Source organism: Undibacterium sp. WLHG33 (assembly GCF_049544815.1).
Classification (GTDB): Bacteria; Pseudomonadota; Gammaproteobacteria; order Burkholderiales; family Burkholderiaceae_D; genus Undibacterium.
In genome coordinates, this window is sequence record NZ_CP186697.1 from 1602393 (window position 1) to 1627169 (window position 24777).

Here is a 24777-nt window from a genome sequence, read left to right on the forward strand (position 1 = left end):
AAATTATTCGATTTCCCAGGTACTTCAGGATCTTGTGCATGCAATGACGAAAACTGTTTTTGCAGGTAATATGCTCTTCGTTCCGATTTATCTTTATTTTGTTTTTCTCATATTCGTACCATGCCCGATAAAAAATCCTCCAGCGGTGAAAAACTGCTCTACTGCTCATTCTGCGGAAAGAGTCAACATGAGGTTAAGAAGCTGATTGCAGGGCCTTCGGTCTTTATTTGCGATGAGTGCATAGACTTGTGCAATGACATTATTCGCGATGAAGTTTCTGAAATTGACAATATAGCGAGCGCGAAAACTGAGCTGCCAACTCCCCAGGAAATTACCGATTTATTAGATCAGTATGTGATTGGTCAGCCAAACGCGAAGCGTATTCTGGCGGTCGCTGTCTACAATCATTACAAGCGCCTGAAGCATCTGGGTAAAAAGGATGATGTAGAGCTCGCCAAGAGTAATATTTTGCTGGTTGGCCCTACCGGGTCAGGTAAAACGTTGCTGGCGCAGACGCTTGCTCGCATGTTGAATGTACCGTTTGTGATCGCAGACGCGACGACCTTGACCGAGGCTGGTTATGTTGGTGAGGATGTTGAAAATATCATTCAAAAATTGCTGCAGAACTGTAATTATGAAGTCGAACGTGCTCAGAAGGGCATCGTCTATATCGATGAGATTGATAAGATTTCCCGTAAATCTGACAATCCCTCGATCACACGTGATGTGTCTGGTGAAGGCGTGCAGCAGGCTCTGCTGAAGCTGATCGAGGGCACGATGGCATCGGTGCCGCCACAAGGTGGTCGCAAGCATCCAAATCAGGACTTCATTCAGATCGATACCACGAATATCATGTTTATTTGTGGCGGTGCTTTTGATGGCCTGGCAAAGATTATTTCAGACAGATCAGAGCGTAGCAGTATTGGTTTTTCAGCCAGCGTTAAAAGTCAGACGGAAAAAAGCGCAAGTCAGATGATGCAGGATGCGGAGCCGCAGGATTTGATTAAGTTCGGTTTGATTCCTGAATTGGTTGGTCGTTTGCCTGTGATTGCAACGCTCAACGAACTCGATGAGGCGGCATTGATTCAGATCCTGGTTGAGCCAAAAAATGCGCTGATTAAGCAATATGCAAAACTGCTGGAAATGGAAGGTACTGAGCTTGAAATACGCCCGGCTGCTTTGCAGGCAATTGCAAAAAAAGCGATTGCCCGTAAAACTGGTGCGCGTGGTTTGAGATCGATACTAGAGCATGCATTGTTGGATATTATGTACGATCTGCCTAGCCATCAAAATGTTGAAAAAGTGGTGATTGATGAGGGAACTATCACTAACGGTGCTAAGCCTTTGCTTATTTATCACGAGCAAGCCAAAGTGTCCGGAGCTTGAGTTTTTGCAAAAAAAGGGGAGATATCCCCTTTTTTTTATGGTTATTCACCGCATTTTTTTTAATCGAAGTAGAATGAAGTAGAAAAAACATGGCTTCAGCCGTAAAGCTACCCGGAGGAGCTCTCTGCGTAGCTTTTTTATTGTTTTTTCTGATAATGGGCTTGTGTTTTAGCCTTGTGCGCCAACATTACCAACTAGTATTTATGAAAGGTGCGCCATGACAACTACTTCAATTACCGAGCAAATTCAACTGCCGCTGCTGCCATTGCGTGACGTGGTTGTATTTCCCCATATGGTTATTCCACTGTTTGTGGGGCGCCCAAAGTCCATTAAGGCTTTGGAGGCTGCAATGGAGCAGGGTAAAAGCATTATGCTTGCTGCTCAAAAAGCCGCTGCGAAGGACGAGCCTTCGGCTGACGATATTTATGAAATTGGTTGTATAGCCAATATTTTGCAAATGTTGAAGTTGCCTGATGGCACAGTAAAAGTATTGGTTGAAGGGGCGCAGCGTGCCCGCATTCACCAGATTCATGATTCTGAGTCACACTTCAGTGCTGAAGTGACGCCAGTTGCAGCAGTTGAGGAAGATGATTCCGAAGTTGAAGCGATGCGTCGTGCAATTGTTCAACAGTTTGATCAATACGTAAAACTGAACAAAAAAATCCCGCCTGAAATTCTTGCCTCTCTCTCTGGTATTGACGACGCCGGTCGTCTTGCGGATACGATTGCGGCACACTTGCCTCTGAAATTGGAGCAAAAGCAAGTGATCCTGGAAATTTTCAGTGTAGCCAAAAGGCTTGAACATCTGCTTGGGCAACTTGAAGGCGAGCTCGATATCTTGCAGGTGGAAAAACGTATCCGTGGTCGCGTCAAGCGTCAGATGGAAAAATCTCAGCGCGAGTATTATCTGAACGAGCAAGTAAAAGCGATTCAAAAAGAGCTTGGCGAAGGAGAAGAGGGGGCGGATATCGATGAGCTTGAAAAGAAAATCATCGCTGCCAAAATGCCGAAAGAAGCCCGCGATAAGGCACTCAATGAGCTCAAAAAACTCAAAATGATGTCGCCGATGTCAGCTGAGGCCACAGTTGTCAGAAATTATATTGATACTATTGTTGGTTTGCCTTGGAAGAAAAAATCCAAAGTAAATAATGATCTGACGAATGCTGAGAAAGTGCTGGAAGATGAGCATTACGGTTTAGAGAAAGTTAAAGAGCGTATTCTTGAATATCTTGCTGTGCAGCAGCGCGTGGATAAGTTAAAAGCTCCGATTCTGTGTCTGGTCGGACCTCCGGGAGTTGGTAAAACCTCACTTGGTCAGTCGATTGCCCGCGCAACAAATCGCAAGTTTGTCCGAATGGCACTCGGTGGTGTGCGTGATGAGGCTGAAATCCGTGGGCATCGGCGTACTTATATTGGCTCGATGCCGGGCAAAATTTTGCAGAGTCTCGCCAAGGTTGGCGTTCGTAATCCTCTGTTTTTGTTAGATGAAGTCGATAAAATGGGGGCGGATTTCCGCGGTGATCCTTCTTCGGCATTGCTGGAGGTGCTGGATCCCGAGCAAAATCATACTTTCTCAGATCATTACATCGAGGTTGATTTTGATCTTTCTGATGTTATGTTTGTGGCGACGTCGAACTCTTACAACATTCCTCCGGCTTTGCTGGATAGGATGGAGGTGATCCGCCTTTCCGGTTACACCGAAGACGAAAAAACCAGTATTGCTCAACGTTATTTGCTGCCAAAGCAGATTAAAAATAATGGGCTGAAAGAGGCGGAAATCGCAGTCGCAGAAAGCGCAATCAGAGACATTATTCGTTACTACACGAGGGAGGCTGGCGTTCGTTCTCTGGAGCGTGAAATTTCCAAAATTTGCCGTAAAGTAGTCAAAATGCTGTTGCTGAAGAAGAGCGAGAAAAAGGCGACTATTACCTCTAAAAATCTGGATAAATACCTGGGGGTTCGCCGTTACGATTTCGGTGTTGCGGTAAAAGATAACCAAATCGGTCAGGTTGTCGGTCTGGCATGGACGGAAGTCGGTGGCGATCTTCTGACGATTGAGGCGGTGTCGATGCCTGGTAAAGGTGGTGTCATACGTACCGGTACGCTTGGTGACGTCATGAAGGAGTCGATCGAAGCTGCACGCACGGTGGTGCGCAGCCGTGCTCAGCGTTTGGGCATCAAGGCGGACGTTTTTGAGAAGAGTGATATTCACATTCACGTGCCTGAAGGGGCAACGCCAAAGGATGGTCCTTCGGCTGGTATTGCGATGACAACAGCGCTGGTTTCTGTGTTTACCGGAATCCCGGTAAGAGCGGATGTTGCAATGACTGGCGAGATTACGTTGCGTGGTGAGGTTCTGCCGATCGGTGGTCTGAAAGAGAAATTGCTGGCTGCACATCGCGGTGGGATTAAAACAGTTTTAATTCCAGAAGAAAATGCAAAAGATCTTGCTGAGATTCCGGATAATGTTAAAAACAAACTGGAAATTATCCCCGTGCGTTGGATAGATAAAGTGTTAGAAGTTGCTTTAGAACGACAGCCTGAACCTCTGGTGGATGCGGAGATTCCCGTTGCAGCAGGATCAGCTGAGCCTCAGGCTGATCTTGCAGTGATGAAACATTAACATTTTCCTCAATAAAAAAGCGCCCGAATTTCCGGGCGCTTTTTTTTATTAAATCTCGCTGTGTTTCAGACCCAGTTCCGCATGAGTCCGACAGCCAGCCCTTCCAATGAGAAATTCTCTTCGATTTCACTGACTCTGATTGTTGAATAGTCAGGATTTTCGGGAATTAATTCAACCGAATTCCCGGTTTTTTTGTAGCGCTTAACTGTGACGTCATCACCAATTCTTGCGACAACGATTTGTCCGTTTCGCGCGACGTCAGTCTTCTTTACCGCCAAAAGATCGCCATCAAGAATCCCCGCATCCCGCATAGACATGCCGCGGACTTTCAGTAGGAAATCCGGCTTTGCCGAGAACAGTGCAGGATCGACCTGGTAACTGGTTTCGATGTGTTCGGAGGCGAGTATTGGAGATCCGGCGGCGACGCGACCAACCAGTGGCAGGCTGATTTGGTGCAGTGCGGCTTGCATTGAAGCGGTTTGCTGACCTGTAATGTGACTCGATAACTCTGATTCCAGCAGGCGTATGCCGCGTGATGTTCCTGGAGCTATTTCGATGACGCCTTTTCTCGCAAGTGCTTGCAGATGCTCCTCGGCAGCGTTCGTTGATCGAAAGCCTAGTTCTGAGGCTATTTCAGCGCGTGTTGGAGGAAAGCCTGTATTTTGAATGGCATCTTTGATTAAATTCAGGATCTGCTCTTGTCGGGCTGTCAGCTTAAGCATTTTGTGTAAACGTAAGTCATTACGCTGTATATAAGAACAGTCTGTATTTTTATACAGTGAGATGCGAAGTGCAAGAAAATTTTATGATTATATGTAATCTTGCGCCGCCAAAGTTCCCATGCGCCGAATTGATTGAATAAAACGAAAAAGTGCGCTATCATCGTCGGCTTTCCTCTTCCTGCACTCGTCTTGACGCCGAGGCAGGCTATTTTATTGTCCACAAGGAGAATATATGCGTCATTATGAAATCGTATTTATTGTACATCCCGATCAAAGCGAGCAAGTTCCTGCGATGATCGAACGTTACAAAGCTAGCGTTGTTGCACGCGGTGGTCAGGTTCACCGTGTTGAAGACTGGGGCCGCCGTCAATTGGCTTACATGATTCAAAAACTGGCTAAAGCACATTATGTTTGCATGAATATTGAGTGCGATGCAGAAACATTGCTTGAGCTGGAAACAGCATTCAAATTCAATGATGCCGTTCTGCGTCACCTGACAGTCAAAATGAAAAAAGCTGAAACAGCACCATCTCCAATGATGAAAGCTGTTCAAAAAGAAGACGCAGCTAAAGCGCAACGCGTCGAAGCACCAGCTGCTTAATTCATTTGATTTGAAAAAGGTCGTATAAAAAACAGTGAATCAACTGACAGTGAAGGCACGTATCTTAGAGAAATCAGTGATACGGTACACGCCGGCTGGGATACCGATAGCGTCTGCGATACTGATGCACAGTTCTCAGCAGGTGGAAGCCGGAACAGGGCGATTGGTTGAATTTGAAATTCCGGCACAGGCTGCCGGTGACATTTCAGGAACATTCAATGAGTTGCCTTTAGATGTAGAGATTGCATTCACAGGTTTTTTAGCACGCAAAAATCGCAACAGCAAAAGTCTGGTATTTCATATCACTGAAATACAGGCACATTTACTAGATTAGGAGCCAAAAATGGCATTCGGTAAAAAATTTGATAAAAGCAAATTGAAGCAAAAGCGTCAACAACAAAACCCTTTGTTCAAGCGTAAAAAATTCTGCCGCTTCACAGCAGCACATGTAGAAAAAGTTGATTACAAAGATATCGACACACTGAAAGATTTCGTGCAAGAAAACGGCAAAATTATGCCAGCACGTCTGACAGGTACTAAAGCACTGTACCAACGTCAAGTTGATACAGCGATCAAGCGTGCACGCTACTTAGCGTTGCTGCCATACACTGATCTGCACACAGCGTAATTGACGACAGGTATTAGGAGAAAAATATGCAAGTTATTCTGATGGATAAAGTCGTTAATCTCGGCAATCTTGGTGATGTAGTTCGTGTTAAAGATGGTTATGCACGTAACTTTTTGATTCCACAGCGCATGGCTCGTCGTGCGACTGCAACTGCAATCGCTGAATTTGAAGCGAAGCGCGCAGAACTGGAAAAAGCAGCTGCAGCGAAACTGGCGGCAGCTCAGGCGCAAGGAGAGAAACTGGAAGGCTCTACAGTCCAGATTTCTCAAAAATCTGGTGTTGATGGTCGTTTGTTCGGCTCCGTGACTAATTTTGACATCGCTGAAGCGCTGACTAAAGCCGGTTTCACTGTAGAAAAAGCTCAAGTGCGTATGCCACAAGGTCCATTGAAAACAACAGGTGATCATGCTGTTTCTGTTGCTCTGCACACTGACGTTGTTGTTAACGTGAACGTTTCCGTTGTTGGCGAGCACGCTTAATCAGCTGTCAGCTAAAAATTTTAAAAGCCGGGGAAACCCCGGCTTTTTTTATTTTGAGCGTAAATTATATAAATAATTTTGTATTTTTATTTTGTTGTACACACCGTACTTTGTCATTGACGGTCTTTATTTGTAATTCGATTTAGCAGGTATAATGCGCGCCATGAAAGCCGCTACTGATCCACAACTTGATGCAATCCGCGTCCCCCCCCATTCCATTGAGGCAGAGCAGTCTGTTCTCGGTGGTCTTTTACTTGATAACGCTGCATGGGATCGTATTGCAGACTTTATCGGTGAAGAGGATTTCTATCGCTATGATCACAGAATTATTTTTCAGTGCATTGTCAAACTGATTAATTCTTCGAGGCCGGCTGACGTGATTACTGTCTACGAAGCGCTGAATGGTATGGGCAAGGCAGAAGAGGCGGGCGGCCTTACCTATCTGAATGCGCTTGCGCAAAACACGCCATCGGCAGCAAATATCCGCCGTTACGCAGAAATCGTACGTGATCGCGGAGTGTTACGCAAATTGATTACTGTTTCAGATGAAATTGCTGGTAATGCTTTCAATCCTCAGGGTAAGGAAGTCAAGCAAATGCTGGATGAGGCTGAATCGAAAATATTTGCGATCGCTGAAGAAGGTGCACGCGGTGCCCAGGGTTTTCAGGCAATTCAACCTTTGTTGACGCAGGTTGTGGAGCGTATTGATGAGTTGTACAACCGTGATAACCAGAATGATATTACCGGTGTTCCTACCGGATTCGTCGATCTGGATAAGATGACTTCAGGCTTGCAACCCGGAGATCTGATTATTGTTGCAGGGCGCCCATCCATGGGTAAAACAGCGTTCTCACTCAATATCGGCGAGAACGTCGCAATCGACAGTGGCTTGCCGGTCGCGGTGTTCTCCATGGAGATGGGCGGCGCGCAGTTAGCGATGCGTATGCTCGGTTCTGTAGGGCGGCTGGATCAGAGCCGTTTGCGTGTAGGTAAACTGAGTGACGAAGATTGGCCAAGGCTGACGCATGCCATTCAAAAAATGAATGATGCCCAGCTGTACATCGATGAAACGCCTGCGCTGAGCTCTATCGAATTACGTGCACGTTCGCGTCGCTTGGCCCGCCAGTGCGGCAAGCTTGGTCTGATCATTGTCGATTACCTGCAACTGATGTCAGCCAATTCCGCAGGTGAAAACCGGGCAACCGAAATTTCTGAAATTTCACGAAATCTGAAAGGTCTCGCTAAAGAGTTGAATTGCCCGGTGATCGCTCTTTCTCAGTTAAACCGCTCACTGGAGCAGCGCCCGAATAAGCGTCCTGTGATGTCAGACTTGCGTGAATCAGGCGCGATTGAGCAGGATGCTGACGTGATTATGTTTATTTACCGGGATCAGGTTTACAACCCTGACTCTCCCGATAAAGGCACTGCCGAAATTATTATCGGTAAGCAGCGTAACGGTCCGATTGGCAGTGTCCGGCTGACTTTCCTCGGTGAATATACTAAGTTTGATAATTATGTCGGCTCGTTGTCAGTGTATGGCGATAGTGAGTAATACAGAATCATTTTTACCCGGTGAGTGAAATTCACCAAATGTCGTTTCAGTTTTGCAGGTGCAATCCGCTTGTATCCTGATAAATATATTCCAATTTGTTTCAAATTTCAGTGAGAAAAAAATGTTTGGACGCCTGATGCCTACGGAAGGCAAATTCTTTGAATTATTCAATCAGCATGCAGATCTGTGTGTCAAAGGATCTAAAGAAATGCTTGCTTTGATGACTAATTTTGATGATCTGGAAAGCAGGGTACATGCAATCGAGAGCGTTGAAAAGCAAGCAGATACAGTGACACACAACACCATAGAGTTGCTGCATAAAACATTTATCACGCCGCTTGACCGCGACGATATCCATAAACTGATTACGCGCATGGATGACATTCTTGATCTGCAGGAAGATGCTGCGCAGACGATCTCGCTCTACGATATCCGTGAAATCACTCCGGAAGCAAAGCGTCTTGCTGAGTTGTGCCTGGCTTGTGCTGAGAAGGTTAAAGCTGCAGTTGCGTTGTTGCATAACATGAATAACTCACGCGAGATTCTGACTATCTGTGAAGAAATCGATCGTCTGGAGTCTGATGCTGATCACGTGATGCGCGCTGCAATGTCTAAGCTGTTCCGCGACGAGCCGGACGTGCGTAATCTGATTAAATTGAAAGCAATTTACGAAATTCTGGAAACTGTTACCGATCGTTGTGAAGATGTCGCGAATATTATCGAAGGCATCATCGTTGAAAACGCTTAACAGCAGATATTGACCCTGCCAGTACTCTGAGCCGGGTCTGTCTATGTCACTCTCTCGCAAATGAATAACCTGGCTCCCGATGAATCGGGAGCTGTATAAAGTAGAGTAAATTTCATGCAGACTTTACAAATCAGCATTTATGTCGTCGCAGCTCTGGTTGTGCTGGCACTGCTATTTGATTTTATGAACGGCTTTCATGACGCAGCCAATGCGATTGCAACCGTTGTTTCTACCGGGGTATTGAAACCTCAGCAAGCGGTGGCAATGGCCGCGTTTTTTAATGTTCTCGCGGTGACGGTGTTTCCGCTGACGGTCGCGGCAACGATAGGTAAGGGCACGATACAACCGTGGGCAATTGATCATTATGTTATTTTCGGAGCACTGGTCGGCGCAGTATTCTGGAATCTGGTGACCTGGTATTTTGGTATTCCATCCTCGTCATCGCATGCGCTGATCGGCGGCCTTGTGGGAGCTGCAGTCGCAAAGTCGGGCACGACAGCGCTGGTCTCTGCCGGCTTGATTAAAACGATCGCGTTTATCATAGTTTCTCCGTTACTGGGATTTATTCTTGGTTCTCTGATGATGCTGCTGGTGTCGTGGTTATTTGTCCGTTCAACGCCGATGAAAGTCGATAAATGGTTCCGTCGTCTGCAACTGGTCTCTGCATCTATGTACAGCTTGGGTCATGGCGGTAACGACGCACAGAAGACCATGGGTATCATCTGGATGTTGCTGATTGCCGGCGGTTACTCGAGTACGCAGGATGCGATGCCGCCCTGGTGGGTAATTTTGTCCTGCTATACCGCGATCGGTCTGGGGACTTTGTTTGGTGGCTGGCGTATTGTGAAAACGATGGGACAGAAAATTACCAAGCTCAAACCGGTTGGTGGTTTTTGTGCCGAGACAGGTGGTGCGATCACCCTGTTTATCGCGACAGCACTGGGTATCCCTGTCTCGACGACGCATACGATTACCGGCGCAATTGTCGGTGTTGGATCTGCGCAAAAAATGTCAGCGGTGCGCTGGGGTGTTGCCGGTAACATCGTCTGGGCCTGGATATTAACGATTCCGGCGTCTGCGTTCGTTGCTTCGATTGCATGGTGGGCGGGAACGAAAATTTTATAACGGACAACGTATTAACTGAGAAAAAAGCGCCCATTGATGTGGGCGCTTTTTTATTCATAGCACAACTGATCTGGGGCATTTCTCACTACATCTGTTTAAATAAATGGACGAAGCTTCTGCTGACTTCCAGTTTTTCCGTCAACCCTTTGACCTGTACCAGATGCCTGCCGCGCAAGTCCCGTACAACGCCCGAAATTGCTTTAGCATTGACCAGCGTTGAGCGGTGAATTTGCCAGAATAAAGCCGGGTCCAATTCTTCGGACAGGTCTCTTACAGGTTTGCGTATCAGTGCCTCATAGTTCGCAGTCTGAACCCGGGTGTATTTTTCATCAGACTGAAAAAACAGTATTTCCTCAACCGGAATCAGGCGCAGTTCCTGTCCGATTGAGGCTTGTATCCATTGCAGATAGCTAGGTTTCGACATCCCCATCTGTTTCGCCAGCTGTGACAGCATATTGCTCATGTCTGCTGGCTGATCGTGTTTCTTTAAGCGGGATTTCAGGCGTTCCACGGTTTTACTGAGTCGCTCGACATCTGCAGGCTTCAGCACATAATCAACAGCGCCGTGATCAAACGCCTGAATTGCATACTGATCATAGGCGGTAATGAATACGATATGAGCTTTGTTACCGATCTCCTGTGCTGCCTCAAGTCCTGTTTTAATCGGCATCCGTATGTCGAGGAAAATCAGATCCGGTTTGTGCTTTTCAACCAGTTGTATGGCTTCTTCTCCATTTTTTGCTTCATCCAGAATTTGAAGTTCTGGCCATACTTGTTCAAGACGTGACCGAAGCTGCTCTCGCATCAGTCTCTCATCATCGGCAAGGATTGCGGTTGGCATCATAATTATTAATTGGCTAATTCATAAGGAATTTCTATGGTAACGCAAACACCGCTGGGTTGATTCGGCGTGATGATCATTTGCCCTTTTTCTTTGTAAATGAGTTTCAGGCGTTCACGAATATTTTGCAGGCCCAGCCCGGTCCCATTACTTGGCATTGCACCAAATCCCAGGCCATCATCGGTGACGGAGACGCGCAGCTTATTATGCGCAACTTCCGCTCTGAATTTAATCGTGCCACCTTCGGCTTTACATTCGAGACCGTGTTTAATCGCATTTTCGACCAGAGATTGCAACATCATCGGTGGGAAAGATGCACTGCGTAAGCCTTCTGGCATAACGAAGTCAACATTGAGTCTTTCCTCCATCCGCATTTTCAGCAGGTCGAGATAGGCTTTGATCATGTCAGCTTCACGTCCCAGATTGGTCGTCGATGCATTCTCCCGCATTTGTGGCAAGACCGCACGCAGATAGCTGATCAGGCTCCGTTGCATCGCGGCGGCACGAGGCGGATCAGTTTCGATCAGGTGCTCGACAGATGCTAGTGTGTTGAACAGGAAATGTGGTTCGACCTGCGCTTGCATCATCTGCATCTTGGCTTCACTGACCTGTCGCAGTAAGGATTCTCTTTCTGCTGCGAGACCGGCTTCTTCTGCTTTTTCTTCAGCTCTGACTTTGCCGCCCATCAGTATTTTCATACCGAACAGCCCGAATACCAGTAGCAGAACAAAATTAACAAACCACTTCGACGATGTTTTTTTGTAGCTGCGCACCTCCTCATCGGCTGCATCAGCAACAGCATTGTTGATATCTTCACTGATTTCTTTGGCGACATCAGGAGGAAGCTTGATATGGATGTCCTCTGTTGCCGGGCCCGTTTTTTCCATTATGCCGGGTGTCGGCGGTATTCCCGGAGCGGCCGGGGCTGCCGGCGTCGCTGGAGCAGCCGGGGTGGTAGGAGCCTCGGGTGCGGGCAGGGAGTTGCCGGAGCTTAAATCGATATCGCTTTTGGTGCGGATACCATTTTCATCGATTTCGATTTGCTTGCCTTTGCCGTTCGAATTGGCCTTACGGATGCGGATGCCCGTGTCATCAATCTCGATGCTGGTATCGTTGTCAACGACCTGTGCTTTCTTTTTTGCTTTCTTTGCCGGTACGTTTTTTGTGACAACCACACTTTCTTCCGACGTGAACAGCATATCCTGCAGCATTGCACCGGCGATTATTGTGATCAGAGCGAACAAAAAAAATTTCCACCAGGATAATTTAGTCACCCATGCTGCGGTCTGATCGAAGCGTTTGCTCAGCCAGTTACTGAATTCTCCAATCAGATCTTTGATCGTTTGTGTTGTTGTTGGGTTCATTGATGATCTCCCTGTCTGTTGCGCTGTACCGTTGTGCCCTGCGTCTTTTTCACCGCAGAAGCGTTTTTTTGTTGATGGACAGACTGTGACAAAAATAAGGTCCGCACGCCACCGTTATGCGATAGTCTGTCAGAAACGGGTGGCAGAATGAAAAAAAGGCGACACGACTGCGCAGTGTGTCGCCTTCCGTAATTTATCTATGCGGACTTTGCGTCTGAAAATTCAGGGAGAAGGTCTGCTTTCCAGCCATGCGTGAAGATCGCTGCGTGTCAGCGGTTTTGTGTAGAAATAGCCTTGCGCCAGATTGCATCCATAAGACAGTAAGGTATCTGCCTGCATCTGATTTTCCACGCCTTCAGCAATCACAGCCAGTCCAAGATTCTGACCCAGCTGAACGATCATTTTTGCAATGCTGCCCTCGCTGGCATTTTCCTTTATGTCATTAACAAAGGCGCGGTCGATTTTAAGTTTATCGATATCGAGTTTTTGCAAATGACTTAATGAGGAGAAGCCGGTACCGAAATCGTCGATCGAGATACTGACGCCAAGTTGTTTAATCTGACGCAGGGTTTTAATCAGTAATTCCGGATCTTTCATCGCCATCGATTCGGTAATCTCGAGTTCGATGAATTGTGGTGGGGCATGAGTTTCTTCGAGAGCTTTGTTGAGCGTTTGCAGGAACAGTGGATGAGAGAACTGAACCTGAGAAACGTTGATCGCCATCTGGAAATCAGTGTAACCAAGGCCGCGCAGATAGACCAATTCATGGCAGGCGCTGCGCAGCACCCATTCGCCGATATCAACAATCAGACCTGAATATTCCGCAATGGGGATGAATTGATCTGGCGGGACAAATTTACCATCATCGGTTTTCCAGCGTAACAGGGCTTCGGCGCCGAGAATTTTACCGTTACGGATATCGACCTGCGGTTGATAGACAACGAATAAACGCTGATGCTCAAATGCAGCGCGCAAAGCATGCATCAGCAGCACACGCTCGCGGATTTCCACACCCATATTGCGCGTGAAATACTCGTAACCGCCCCGTTGGTGTGTCTTCGCGCGTTTGAGTGCGATATTGGTGTCTTTTAATGCTTCAGAGCCGTCGCCGTCGTATTCATCGAGTTTGATTAAGCCTATCGTCGCAGAGAGTTGTACTTCCTGATTGTCAACATCAAACGGCTTGGTGAAGAGCGCAAGAATATTTTCGGGGCAAACTAGTTTCTGGTCTCCCACCAGGGCAAAGGTATCGCTGCCGACCCTGGCCAGCTTGCATTCGCAACCGAAATGATTAATCAGGCGCTGCGCTACAGAATACAGCAGAAGATCGCCGAAATGATGGCCGAGCGCGTCATTGGTCTCAGCAAAATGATCAATATCGATCAGCGACAGCGTACTGTGATTCTTGAGCGGTGACGCGATAATTTCATTGAGGGTCTGTAGTAGTTTTAATCGATTGGAGAGGCCGGTCAATACATCATAAAACGCATAATTGTGCAGGCGGGAAGTCAGCACGACGTTATCCAGCCCCACGGAGACATTACTACAAAAGACTTCAAGCAATCGCTTGTTCATTTCATTGAGGCGCAAACCTTTTTCAAGGTAGAGCGTGAAGTCTTTTCTGGCAGGATTATTGAAACGGAGTACGGTGGCATCACTGCCGTAGATGCTTTGTCCTTCCGTGAGTGACTGCCTGATGATGTCCAGTGCGTTGGTATTCCTGATCGCTGCAATCGGCTGATCCAGCAGCTCGGAAAACGCTTTTGTTGCCGCGACGACGTGCAGATCATGAACTTGCTCGTCATTACTGAGCGGATTTTGTCGAGCGCAGATGAAGCCTTCCGCATTAATTCCGAGCAAATTATTGATCTGTGTGAGCACGCCCTCGGCAAAATGAGGCAGGCCATGCAGTGCCATTAACTCAGTGCTCGCATTAATCACATTCTCGAGTCCGTGCCGGCTTGCGTTGATGTCGCAGATCTGCTCGTAAGAGCGTATCGCCGAGGTGACTGCGGTATAAAGCTTGGTGCGGGTCAGTTCTGATTTAGTTTTGTAATCATTGATGTCGTAGTCCCGGATCGCATCAATTTCAGGTGCGTAGCCAGGTTGCCCTGTTCTCAGAATAATGCGGACATCACTCAGCCGCAGGGTTTTGCGAATGTAATTGACGAGCTGTAAGCCTGCATCTTCCTGTTCCATCACCACATCGAGCAGGATAATGGCGATGTCCGATTCGGATTCCAATATGGCTTGTGCTTCTGCTGCAGAGTAGGCATGGAGAAAACTCAATGGCCTGTGCTGTATTTCAAGGCTGCCAAGCGCAAACGTCGTTGCTGAATGCACATCATGATCATCATCGATGATCATGATTCTCCAGCTGGAGCGCGCTTTAGATTCCGCCGGCGATGTTTCCTGATCGTGCTCATCAAGAAAAATCAGATTATCTTCGGCGGGGTGAGTCTGTGAAATCATCGGAAATGCTGCTCCATGCGTTGCATATCTTTGTACTCAGGTTGCGTGATTTTGTCATCTGCTTCAACTATGACATTAAAAAACACCTAAGCCAAGCCTCGGGCCTTTTGTTTCGCAATAAAAAGAGCAATATTAGTGCGGAAAACATCAAATGTCTGTATTTCGCCGTCCAACAGACGGGGCCGCGATGCGTACACCGGCAGCAAGCCCCGATTAAGCTGTTAGAATGATTTAAATTCTGTTTTTAACCTCTCTCGCAAAATATTATGTCTGGCAACACTTTTGGAACGCTGTTTACTGTTACTACGTTTGGTGAATCTCATGGTCCTGCGATCGGTTGTGTGATCGACGGATGTCCACCCGGCATGGAGTTATCAGAGTCTGATATTCAGCCGGAGCTGGATCGCCGGAAACCCGGAACATCCCGCCACGTTACTCAGCGCCAGGAGCCGGACACAGTGGAAATCCTCTCCGGTGTTTATCAGGGTGAAACCACGGGAACGCCGATTGCACTGCTGATCCGTAACCAGGATCAGCGCAGCAAAGACTACGGCAATATTACTGAAACCTTTCGCCCCGGGCATGCCGATTTCACCTACTGGAGCAAATATGGCATTCGTGATCCGCGCGGCGGTGGCCGTTCATCGGCACGCCTGACCGCACCGGTGGTTGGTGCGGCGGCGATTGCAAAAAAGTGGCTGAAGCAAAAATTCGGTACGGAATTTAAAGGGGGCATGAGCCAACTGGGCGAGATTGCGATTCCGTTTCAGGCCTGGGCGCATGCAGCGGAAAATCCTTTTTTCGCGCCGACTGCCGATGCCGCATTGATTGCGCAACTGGAAAACTACATGGATGACCTGCGTAAAGACGGCGACTCTATCGGGGCGAAAATCGATGTGGTAGCGACCAACGTGCCGGTGGGGCTGGGGGAGCCGATTTACGACAAACTCGATGCCGATATTGCTTTTGCCATGATGGGCATCAATGCGGTGAAAGGCGTGGAAATCGGCGCCGGTTTTCAATCGGTTGCACAGCGTGGCTCTGTCCATGGCGATGAAATCACACCGCAAGGTTTTGTCGGCAACAATGCAGGCGGAATTCTGGGCGGCATCTCTACCGGGCAAGATATTACGGTGTCGATAGCAATTAAGCCGACCTCATCAATTCGTACCCCGCGCCAGTCGATTGATAAAGACGGCAAACCCGTGATGGTCGAAACTTTCGGCCGGCATGATCCTTGTGTCGGTATACGTGCAACGCCGATCGCCGAAGCGATGCTGGCCTTGGTGCTGATGGATCATGCGCTGCGTCACCGGGCGCAATGCGGTGATGTGGTCAGCCCGGACTTTTTTGCACGGTAAACCAAGTACGCACTCCCTCAGCCTGCCATAAAGTCACCGCAAATTTAGTATTTAGGGGAGTATCCGGTGTTTTAGCCTTTATCTCCGCGTAAAGACTGGTTCTCTGGGTATACTGGGGGGGAGTATATTTCGGCTTCCCACGGGTGTTATTACTCCCGTTTCTACTCCTTGGCCGTTTTATTCATGACGGAATAAATATTGGTTATTCTGTGAAAATTCCTTTTTATGCAGATGAAAATTCGGGAATTTTTTTAAATTTCAGACTTTTCTACTGATTTAGAATTCCATTTTTGGCTTTCAGCGTGGTTTTGCATAGCACAATTGTGGCATAATCAAATGCAAAAAACAGACCCAATGCGGTTTCGCGGTTCAAATTCATCACGACTTCTTCAGGCTTCAGATTATGCTCAAAACGCTTTACGACAAATTGTGGGAATCTCATGTAGTTCACTCCGAAGACGACGGCACGGCCATTCTGTATATCGACCGTCATTTGCTGCACGAAGTCACTAGTCCACAAGCGTTTGAAGGCTTAAAGATAGCGGGACGTCAGCCCTGGCGTAATTCCGCGAATCTGGTGGTTGCTGACCACAACGTTCCGACCACGAATCGTATTAATGGCATTGATGATCCGACGTCCCGTTTGCAAGTTGAAACACTGGATAAAAATGCGAAACAATATGGACTGACTTATTTCAGTATGACGGATAAGCGTCAGGGTATCGTCCACGTCATTGGCCCTGAACAAGGTGCCACCTTGCCCGGTATGACGGTCGTTTGTGGTGACTCCCATACTTCGACGCATGGTGCGTTTGCTTGCCTGGCGCACGGTATCGGAACTTCTGAAGTCGAGCACGTACTTGCAACGCAGACTCTGGTTGCGAAGAAATCGAAAGCCATGCTGGTGCAGGTTGATGGCGTATTGCCTGCAGGTGTGACGGCAAAGGATGTTGTTCTGGCGATTATCGGCAAAATAGGAACGGCTGGTGGTACCGGTTATGCGATTGAGTTCGCTGGTTCGACGATACGCAGTTTATCGATGGAAGGCCGGATGACCATCTGTAATATGGCGATTGAGGCTGGTGCCCGTGCCGGTATGGTGGCCGTCGATCAGACGACGATTGATTATGTCAAAGGCCGTCCATTCTCACCGGTTGGCCCGCACTGGGATCGTGCTGTGGAATACTGGAAAACCCTGCATTCAGATGCGGGCGCCAAGTTCGATATGGTGGTGACCTTGAATGCGGCAGAAATTAAACCGCAGGTGACGTGGGGAACGTCGCCGGAAATGGTGGTAGCGATTGATAGCTGCGTCCCCGATCCTGATCAGGAAAAAGATGCGGTCAAGCGCGATGCGATTGAGAAGGCGCTGGCATACATGGAATTGAAGCCAAATACAGCGATTTCTGACATTCGTATCGACAAAGTTTTTATCGGTTCGTGTACCAATTCACGGATAGAGGATTTACGTGCCGCCGCTGCCGTAGTGCGTGGCAAATTCCGCGCCTCCAACGTGAAGCTGGCACTGGTTGTGCCGGGTTCCGGTCTGGTCAAAGAGCAGGCGGAGCGCGAAGGTCTGGATAAAATTTTCCGTGATGCCGGTTTTGAATGGCGTGAGCCAGGTTGCTCTATGTGCCTGGCGATGAATGCTGATCGTCTGGAGCCGGGGGAGCGCTGCGCTTCCACATCTAACCGTAATTTTGAAGGGCGCCAGGGGCAGGGTGGACGCACCCACCTTGTGTCTCCGGCGATGGCTGCAGCAGCAGGAATTGAAGGTCATTTTGTTGACGTACGTCGCTTGTCATAAACATTTGCAAAAGGAATTATCATGAAAAAAATCTTCTTTATTTTGTCTTGTGTGGCTTGTGTACTGACTTTGTCTGCCTGCAATACTGTGCAGGGCATCGGTAAAGATGTGAAAAAAGCCGGTGAGGTTGTTGAAGGCGCAGGGAAAAAATAAGTCGTTATATGGAAAAATTTACTTTACTGGATGGCGTCGTAGCGCCTATGGACAGGGCGAATGTGGATACCGATGCCATCATTCCTAAGCAGTTTCTGAAATCGATACAACGTACTGGTTTCGGTCCGAATCTGTTTGACGAATGGCGTTATCTGGATCACGGCGAGCCGGGCATGGATAATAGTGCTCGTCCGCTGAATCCTGATTTCGTGTTGAATCAGGCGCGCTATCAAGGTGCCTCAATCCTGCTGGCCCGTAAGAATTTTGGCTGTGGCTCTTCGCGGGAGCATGCGCCGTGGGCGTTGGAGCAATACGGTTTCCGCGCGATTATCGCGCCGAGTTTTGCCGACATTTTCTTCAATAACTGCTATAAAAATGGGCTGCTGCCTATCGTTCTGAGTGAGACGCAAGTCGATCATTTATTTAACGAGGTTAAAGCTTTTCCAGGTTTCCGTCTGGTGATAGATCTTGAAAAACAAATGGTCACAACATCGAACGGCAGTGTCAGTTATCCGTTTGAAATTGACGCGTTCCGTAAATATTGCCTGTTGAATGGCTTGGATGATATTGGTCTGACCTTACGTCAGGCAGACAAAATCCGTGCGTTTGAAGAGCGTCACATTGCCGCCCAACCTTGGCTGGCTAATACGATTTAATAAAGAACAGAGAAAATGAAGATAGCAATTTTGCCAGGTGATGGTATCGGTCCTGAAATCGTCGACCAGGCTGTACAGGTGCTCAATGCGCTGGGTGAGTCATTTGAAATGGAAACCGCGCCAGTTGGTGGCGCAGGTTATGAGGCATCCGGTCATCCGTTGCCCGAAGCGACGCTGAAGCTGGCGCAAGAAGCGGATGCGGTATTGTTCGGCGCCGTAGGTGACTGGAAATACGATACGCTGGAACGTGCTTTGCGTCCTGAACAAGCGATTCTGGGTTTGCGTAAAAACCTGAAATTATTTGCTAATCTGCGTCCGGCGATTTTGTATCCTGAGCTGGCGGGCGCATCGACGCTGAAGCCGGAAGTGGTTTCTGGTCTCGATATTCTGATTATCCGTGAATTGACGGGAGATATTTATTTTGGTCAGCCGCGTGGTGTGCGTGAATGCCCTGATGGCCCGTTCAAAGGTGAGCGCGAGGGTTTCGATACCATGCGTTATGCCGAAACGGAAATCCGCCGTATTGCGCACGTTGCTTTTCAGACTGCGCAAAAGCGTGACAAGCGCCTGACCAGTGTTGACAAAGCGAACGTACTCGAAACTTTCCAGTTCTGGAAAGATATTGTTACGGATGTGCATAAAGAGTACCCGGATGTCGCGCTGGATCATATGTATGTCGACAATGCAGCGATGCAGCTGGTAAGGGCCCCGAAGAAGTTCGACGTGATTGTGACAGGTAATATGTTCGGCGATATATTGTCTGATGCAGCAGCGATGCTGACCGGTTCTATTGGCATGCTGCCATCGGCTTCACTCGATGCGAATAACAAGGGCTTGTATGAGCCTTCACACGGTTCAGCGCCGGATATCGCTGGGAAAGGCGTGGCAAATCCGCTGGCAACTATTCTGTCTGCAGCGATGATGCTACGCTACTCACTGAACAAAGCGGAGCAGGCGGATCGTATCGAAAATGCGGTGAAGAAGGTGCTGGCTCAGGGCTTGCGCACGCCGGATATTTACGAAGCGGGTACAACCAAAGTTGGTACCGCGGAGATGGGGCGCGCGGTGGTGAATGCGTTGTCGAGTTAAGGTTTTTATTGATGGGCAGGGACGTCCTGCAATTTTTAGGGAAAAATGATGAAACTGGTGGGTTTGGTAGGTTGGCGTGGGATGGTGGGATCGGTTCTGATGCAGCGTATGCAGGAAGAAAACGATTTCGCTCATATAGAACCAGTATTCTTTTCAACATCGAATACGGGCGGCACAGCGCCTGCGATGGCAAAAAATGAGAAGACGCTGAAAGACGCGAATGATATTGACGCATTAAAAAAATGTGAAATTATCATTACCTGCCAGGGCGGTGATTATACCAACGAAGTTTTCCCGAAATTGCGCGCTGCCGGTTGGAATGGACATTGGATTGATGCCGCGTCGAGTCTGCGTATGAACGACGATGCGGTGATCGTGCTGGACCCGGTCAACTTGCCTGTGATTAAAGATGCGCTGGCGAAAGGGCAGAAAAATTGGATCGGTGGTAATTGCACGGTCAGTTGTATGTTGATGGGTGTTGGTGCTTTGTATAAAGCCGGTCTGGTTGAGTGGATGAGTACCCAGACTTATCAGGCAGCATCTGGCGGAGGCGCTCAGCATATGCGTGAATTGCTGACACAATATGGAACACTGAATGCGGAAGTCAGAGATCTGCTGGATGATCCTAAGAGCGCAATTCTGGAAATTGATCGTAAGGTCATTGCAAAACAGCGTTCACTGTCTGCTGCTGAAACGGCGAACTTTGGTGTGCCATTGGGCGGCTCCCTGATCCCTTGGATAGATAAAGACCTTGGTGACGGTATGTCCAAAGAGGAATGGAAGGGCATGGCTGAGACGAATAAAATTCTTGGTCAGGGCGAAGGTTTTGGTACGACAGCAGTTCCAGTGGACGGGTTCTGTATCCGTATCGGAGCGATGCGTTGCCATAGCCAGGCATTGACATTCAAGTTGAAAAAGGATGTTCCTGTTGCAGATATCGAGGCAATGATCGCTGCCGACAATGAATGGGTGAAAGTTGTGCCAAATACGCGCGAAGCAAGTATTCGTGACCTGACACCGGTTGCAGTAACAGGCACGATGACAATTCCTGTCGGACGTATCCGTAAGCTGGCAATGGGACCAGAATATGTGGGTGCATTTACGGTCGGCGACCAGCTGTTGTGGGGCGCTGCTGAGCCTCTGCGCCGCATGCTGCGTATTCTGATCGACTGACATCGATATGTATTAAAAAGCAAAAAAAGGGGAGCGTTTGCTCCCTTTTTTTTCTTACAAATAATTACAAAATACGTTGTTAAATTACTTGCATTGTCAAATGACAACAACGATATTGGCAAATCGTGTCCTCATTCTCTTCTTCGTGTATTTACCATGCTTGCAAATCGGGTTAAGCTTGCACCGCTAAGTTGGTGATGTTATCGTAAAACGATATGATGCTTAGTTCGGCAATTTATTAAGCCTATCCCAGCGGACTTTGTTCGCCAAATTCCCAATATGTCTGACAAAATGCATAAACAAAAAAGAACATCTGTGACTTCCCTGGGACGTAAAGTCTTGAGCATTGCGGTAACTTCCAGCTTGCTGTTCATGTCGCAGGCAAATGCGACGGGCATGGGGCGACTGACAGTGCTTTCTTCTCTGGGACAGCCACTCAGTGCAGAAATAGAACTGACATCGCCCAGCAAAGAAGAAATCGGTTCTCTGGTGCCTAAGCTGGCATCTCCTGAGGCATTTCGTCAGGCAAACATCGATTTTAATGCGGCGCTTTTATCGTTGCGTTTTGCAGTCGAGCCGCGTGGCTCAGGTTACGTGATTAAAGTGACGTCGTCACAAGCGATGAATGAACCGTTTGTCGATATGTTGCTGGAAATGAATTCATCGAATGGGAAGTTGCTCCGTGAGTACACATTCCTGCTTGACCCTGCGGAGTTAAGAAATAGTCAGTCTCCTCAGCTGGCAAATCCGACGGTTGTAGCAAATAAGCGACAAGCAACGGCGACACCTGAAACAGCATCCCGCGCCGCTGCGCCTATGCCCCTTAACGGAAATCAGAAATCACCGGTTCAGGGAAAAGAGTCTGCTGTTCCTGCCCAGGCACAAACACAAACTAAGCCTGCCGGTGAGTATGTTGTAAAAAAAGGCGATACGCTGGCAAAGGTCGCGTCTGCACATCGTGCAGAGGGTGTTTCCCTGGATCAGATGCTTGTGAGCCTGTACAAGGCGAATCCGCAGGCATTCGTTGGTCAGAATATGAATCGCCTGAAGGCTGGTCAGATTCTGACAATACCAGACAGCGATACCGTAAAGACGAGTGCTGGAAACGCAGCCGGCGCACGCTCCGTCGTTCTGGCGCATGCCGCAGATTTTAATGCCTATCGTAATAAACTTGCTGATCATGTAGATCGTGCTCCTGCGGAAAAAGGACAGGCAGCAAAGCAGACAGCGAGCGGTACCATTACTGCGAAGGTAAAAGAAACGCCTACCGCGACCAGCGAATCCGCTGATAAGCTGAAATTATCAAAGTCAGCAAATGCTGCAGCCAAAACCAGCGATGGGAAAGGTGTTTCCGAAGAAGATAAACTGGCAAAAAGTAAGGCTGCCGAAGAGGCTGCCGGCCGTCTGAAAGAATTAGAGAAAAATGTCGGTGATCTGCAGCGATTGCTTGATATAAAAAATAAAGATCTTGCCGCAAAAGAGCTTGAGTTAAATGCGAAGGCAAAGGCTGAACAGAATCCGGTACCGGCAAGTGCAGCCGTTGCGGCTACTGGAAAGACTGAAGTCGCTTCAAATGTCGTCGCCACGCCTGAGCGTGCCGACGTTGCTTCTGGATCTGCGTCTGTTGTGGCCGCGAGTTCAGCGAGTGCTCCGGCAGCATCAAACAAGCCGCCAAGACGCAAGCCTGTTGCGCCTCCACCACCTCCGCCAGAACCAAGTTTCTTTGAAAGTATTTCTGAGTTCCTGCTTCCGGGCGGAGCTGTCGCTCTGGCGCTTCTTGCCGGCGCGGGTCTGTGGTTTAACAATAAAAAGAAAAAGGCACAGCAGTTTGAGGACAGTATTCTGACTGGTTCCAGTATGAAGGCGAACTCAATGTTTGGTTCAACTGGCGGTCAGAGCGTCGATACAAATAATAGTGTCTTTAATTCAAATTTTGCGCCGTCTGCCAGTCAGCTGGATGCGAATGAAGTTGATCCTGTCGCTGAGGCCGATGTTTATATTGCTTACGGACGAGATTCTCAGGCCGAGGAAATTTTGAAAGAGGCGTTGCGTACTCAGCCTGACCGTCATGCTGTCAGAGTTAAATTGCTGGAAATTTATTCAGCAAGAAAAGACACAAAGTTGTTTGAACGTCTGGCCAGTGAATTGTATGGTATGACAGGTGGTGAGGGTGAGGAATGGGCGCAGGCTGCCTCGATGGGGATTGCGCTAGAGCCTGGTAATCCTCTGTATGCTGGTGGTAAAGCGATGCCGGAGGCGGGTGTGCAGGGTGGTTTGGGGGCGACAACTCAACCATTAGAAGATCTTGATCCTGATGCTTTGCTGGCAAATTCTTTGTCTAGAGATATGCTTGATGCCATCAGTATTATCGATACTGCATCGCATGCACCGGAACCGACGCCGGAAGCTGAGAAGGAAATGGTCTCAGATACGGAAACAGATAATGCTGCAGCGCTTGATTTTGACCTGGGGCTGAGCGAGTCTGCGGTTCCAGAGATTTCAGCGACTCCGGAAGTTTCTGAGGTTCAGGCAACTGCACCAGCAGTCGCGGCTGATGAGCAAACCCATGATATCGATTTCGGCAGTATTGATTTTGACTTTGGCGATAACAAGCCTGTCGATGCTGAAGTTAAACCGGTTCCAGAAGAGGAGCCAGTGAATGATGTGGTTGCAGATCTTGACTTCGCATCGCTGGACTTTGATGTGCCTGCGATAGAAGCTGCTCCGGTTGAGCCTGGTGTGCTTGAAGTGCCGGTAGTTGATGAGCATGTCGAGTCAGTTGCCGAAGTCGTAGCCGACTCTGCGAAGCTTCAGGAGCAAGATCACGCAGCTGCATTTGAATTTGATTTATCGGGAATTGATCTTGATTTGCCGTCAGACGATACGCACAAAGCTGTTGACGCTGATTTGCCTCCGGCTGCAGTCGAAGAGTCTGTTGAGGAAAACGCTGAGATGTCCACCAAGCTCGATTTGGCGGTTGCTTATCATGAAATCGGCGATAAAGAAGGTGCCAGAGAGTTGCTTGATGAAGTGCTCAAAGGTGGTACCGCATCGCAGAAAGAGCGGGCGAGTGCTATGTTGGATCAGATGGCATAATCTGCTCTTGAAATTTTTGCGGGCGCAGCGCTTTGCTTGCGCCCGTTTTTCTTTTTGAATGGTGATTTGTTGTGAAACGTCTTGTGTTGGGAGTGCAGTACGACGGAAGTGGTTGGCATGGCTGGCAGACGCAACCGTCCGGTAAAACAATACAGGACGTTTTAGAGTCGGCGCTTTATCAATTTTGCGGGACAAAAGTTGACACCGTTTGCGCCGGACGAACTGATGCAGGGGTGCATGGCCTCGAACAAGTCGTCCACTTTGATACCGGGCTTGCCCGTGCTCCTTATTCCTGGGTCAATGGTGTCAATGCGTTTTTGCCTCAGACGATAGCAATACAGTGGGCGAAGGAACTGGTGCTGGATGAGAATTCGCTGGATAATTTTCATGCCAGATTCAGTGCCAGAGCCAGAACCTATCACTACGTATTAAGTAATAGTAAAATACGTTCTCCTATGTGGTCCGGGCGTGCAGGATGGGTGTTTCGTCCGCTTGATGTTGCGAGGATGCGCGAGGCGGCTGAATATTTACTGGGAGAGCATGATTTTTCTGCTTTTCGTGCTTCAGGTTGTCAGGCAAAGACCCCGGTTAAACAGATGTATGAGATCCGGATTAGGCAGCAAGGAGGATTGATTGTTTTTACTTTGAGGGCAAGTGCTTTTTTGCATCACATGGTGAGAAACATTGTCGGTTCTCTTATTTTTGTCGGTACAGGTAAGCGTGAGCCTTCATGGATCGCTGATGTACTGATAAGTAAAGACAGAAGTATTGCAGCGCCGACATTTATGCCGGATGGTTTATACCTGGCAAAAATCGACTACGAAGAGAAGTGGGGATTGCCGCAGTCTGCAGGTTCGGATCTTCCCGGGTTCTTATCTCTTTTATAGTATTTAGTCGTGCG

At 48.3% G+C, this 24777-nt stretch carries 21 protein-coding genes; 17 read left to right on the forward strand and 4 right to left on the reverse strand.

What is annotated here, in order from left to right:
• The first annotated feature begins 120 nt into the window (after positions 1–120).
• Positions 121–1386 carry an ATP-dependent Clp protease ATP-binding subunit ClpX gene (gene clpX, locus ACOTSW_RS07290; RefSeq protein ID WP_186898495.1) on the forward strand — a complete coding sequence of 422 codons (1266 nt, stop codon included), beginning with the start codon at positions 121–123 and terminating at the stop codon, positions 1384–1386.
• 217 nt (positions 1387–1603) lie between these two features.
• Positions 1604–4009, forward strand: a complete 2406-nt coding sequence (gene lon / locus ACOTSW_RS07295; RefSeq protein ID WP_423681898.1) for an endopeptidase La — start codon at positions 1604–1606, stop codon at positions 4007–4009.
• A gap of 65 nt (positions 4010–4074) precedes the next feature.
• On the opposite strand, the gene lexA is transcribed toward lon, so the two are convergent.
• Complete coding sequence (gene lexA, locus ACOTSW_RS07300) at positions 4075–4731, reverse strand: transcriptional repressor LexA (protein WP_423681899.1); 657 nt, start codon at positions 4729–4731, stop codon at positions 4075–4077.
• Positions 4732–4963: 232 nt separating this feature from the next.
• Here lexA and rpsF point away from each other — a divergent pair, with 232 nt between their 5' ends.
• From rpsF to ACOTSW_RS07335, 7 genes are all read left to right on the forward strand, one after another.
• On the forward strand, positions 4964–5332 hold the full coding sequence (gene rpsF, locus ACOTSW_RS07305) for a 30S ribosomal protein S6 (RefSeq protein ID WP_186883681.1): 369 nt from the start codon (positions 4964–4966) through the stop codon (positions 5330–5332).
• A gap of 34 nt (positions 5333–5366) precedes the next feature.
• Complete coding sequence (gene priB / locus ACOTSW_RS07310) at positions 5367–5666, forward strand: primosomal replication protein N (protein WP_423681900.1); 300 nt, start codon at positions 5367–5369, stop codon at positions 5664–5666.
• A gap of 9 nt (positions 5667–5675) precedes the next feature.
• On the forward strand, positions 5676–5960 hold the full coding sequence (rpsR, locus tag ACOTSW_RS07315) for a 30S ribosomal protein S18 (protein WP_110252960.1): 285 nt from the start codon (positions 5676–5678) through the stop codon (positions 5958–5960).
• A 26-nt stretch (positions 5961–5986) separates the two neighbouring features.
• A complete protein-coding gene (gene rplI / locus ACOTSW_RS07320) occupies positions 5987–6439 on the forward strand; it encodes a 50S ribosomal protein L9 (RefSeq protein WP_423681902.1) in 453 nt (150 codons plus the stop codon).
• 163 nt (positions 6440–6602) lie between these two features.
• Positions 6603–7991 carry a replicative DNA helicase gene (locus ACOTSW_RS07325; RefSeq protein ID WP_423681903.1) on the forward strand — a complete coding sequence of 463 codons (1389 nt, stop codon included), beginning with the start codon at positions 6603–6605 and terminating at the stop codon, positions 7989–7991.
• Positions 7992–8112: 121 nt separating this feature from the next.
• Positions 8113–8739: a DUF47 domain-containing protein gene (locus ACOTSW_RS07330; RefSeq protein ID WP_212678577.1), complete on the forward strand. Its 627-nt coding sequence runs from the start codon at positions 8113–8115 to the stop codon at positions 8737–8739.
• 114 nt (positions 8740–8853) lie between these two features.
• Positions 8854–9864: an inorganic phosphate transporter gene (locus ACOTSW_RS07335; RefSeq protein WP_423681905.1), complete on the forward strand. Its 1011-nt coding sequence runs from the start codon at positions 8854–8856 to the stop codon at positions 9862–9864.
• A gap of 85 nt (positions 9865–9949) precedes the next feature.
• Here ACOTSW_RS07335 and ACOTSW_RS07340 read toward each other — a convergent pair whose 3' ends face one another.
• From ACOTSW_RS07340 to ACOTSW_RS07350, 3 genes are all read right to left on the reverse strand, one after another.
• Positions 9950–10705 (reverse strand): LytR/AlgR family response regulator transcription factor, encoded by a 756-nt coding sequence (locus ACOTSW_RS07340; protein ID WP_423681907.1) that lies wholly within the window; start codon positions 10703–10705, stop codon positions 9950–9952.
• 8 nt (positions 10706–10713) lie between these two features.
• Complete coding sequence (locus tag ACOTSW_RS07345) at positions 10714–12069, reverse strand: sensor histidine kinase (protein ID WP_423681908.1); 1356 nt, start codon at positions 12067–12069, stop codon at positions 10714–10716.
• Positions 12070–12291: 222 nt separating this feature from the next.
• On the reverse strand, positions 12292–14541 hold the full coding sequence (locus ACOTSW_RS07350; protein WP_423681910.1) for a bifunctional diguanylate cyclase/phosphodiesterase: 2250 nt from the start codon (positions 14539–14541) through the stop codon (positions 12292–12294).
• A 266-nt stretch (positions 14542–14807) separates the two neighbouring features.
• On the opposite strand from ACOTSW_RS07350, the gene aroC reads away from it, so the two are divergent.
• The 8 genes from aroC to truA all read left to right on the forward strand — a co-directional run bounded on the left by aroC (position 14808) and on the right by truA (position 24763).
• Entirely contained in the window at positions 14808–15902 is a 1095-nt protein-coding gene (gene aroC / locus ACOTSW_RS07355; RefSeq protein ID WP_423681912.1) for a chorismate synthase, read from the forward strand.
• A gap of 403 nt (positions 15903–16305) precedes the next feature.
• Positions 16306–17709, forward strand: a complete 1404-nt coding sequence (gene leuC, locus ACOTSW_RS07360) for a 3-isopropylmalate dehydratase large subunit (RefSeq protein WP_423681914.1) — start codon at positions 16306–16308, stop codon at positions 17707–17709.
• A 21-nt stretch (positions 17710–17730) separates the two neighbouring features.
• Positions 17731–17862, forward strand: coding sequence for an entericidin A/B family lipoprotein (locus ACOTSW_RS07365; RefSeq protein ID WP_186883672.1), 132 nt, complete (start codon positions 17731–17733; stop codon positions 17860–17862).
• Between the two features lie 8 nt (positions 17863–17870).
• Entirely contained in the window at positions 17871–18518 is a 648-nt protein-coding gene (gene leuD, locus ACOTSW_RS07370; protein ID WP_423681916.1) for a 3-isopropylmalate dehydratase small subunit, read from the forward strand.
• A 15-nt stretch (positions 18519–18533) separates the two neighbouring features.
• The gene (leuB, locus tag ACOTSW_RS07375) at positions 18534–19607 is read left to right on the forward strand and encodes a 3-isopropylmalate dehydrogenase (protein ID WP_423681918.1); all 1074 of its coding nucleotides are present in this window, start codon (positions 18534–18536) and stop codon (positions 19605–19607) included.
• A gap of 45 nt (positions 19608–19652) precedes the next feature.
• On the forward strand, positions 19653–20780 hold the full coding sequence (gene asd, locus ACOTSW_RS07380; RefSeq protein WP_423681920.1) for an aspartate-semialdehyde dehydrogenase: 1128 nt from the start codon (positions 19653–19655) through the stop codon (positions 20778–20780).
• A gap of 291 nt (positions 20781–21071) precedes the next feature.
• The gene (locus ACOTSW_RS07385; protein WP_423681922.1) at positions 21072–23876 is read left to right on the forward strand and encodes a FimV/HubP family polar landmark protein; all 2805 of its coding nucleotides are present in this window, start codon (positions 21072–21074) and stop codon (positions 23874–23876) included.
• Between the two features lie 71 nt (positions 23877–23947).
• Positions 23948–24763 (forward strand): tRNA pseudouridine(38-40) synthase TruA, encoded by an 816-nt coding sequence (gene truA, locus ACOTSW_RS07390; protein ID WP_423681924.1) that lies wholly within the window; start codon positions 23948–23950, stop codon positions 24761–24763.
• Positions 24764–24777: the final 14 nt, after the last annotated feature.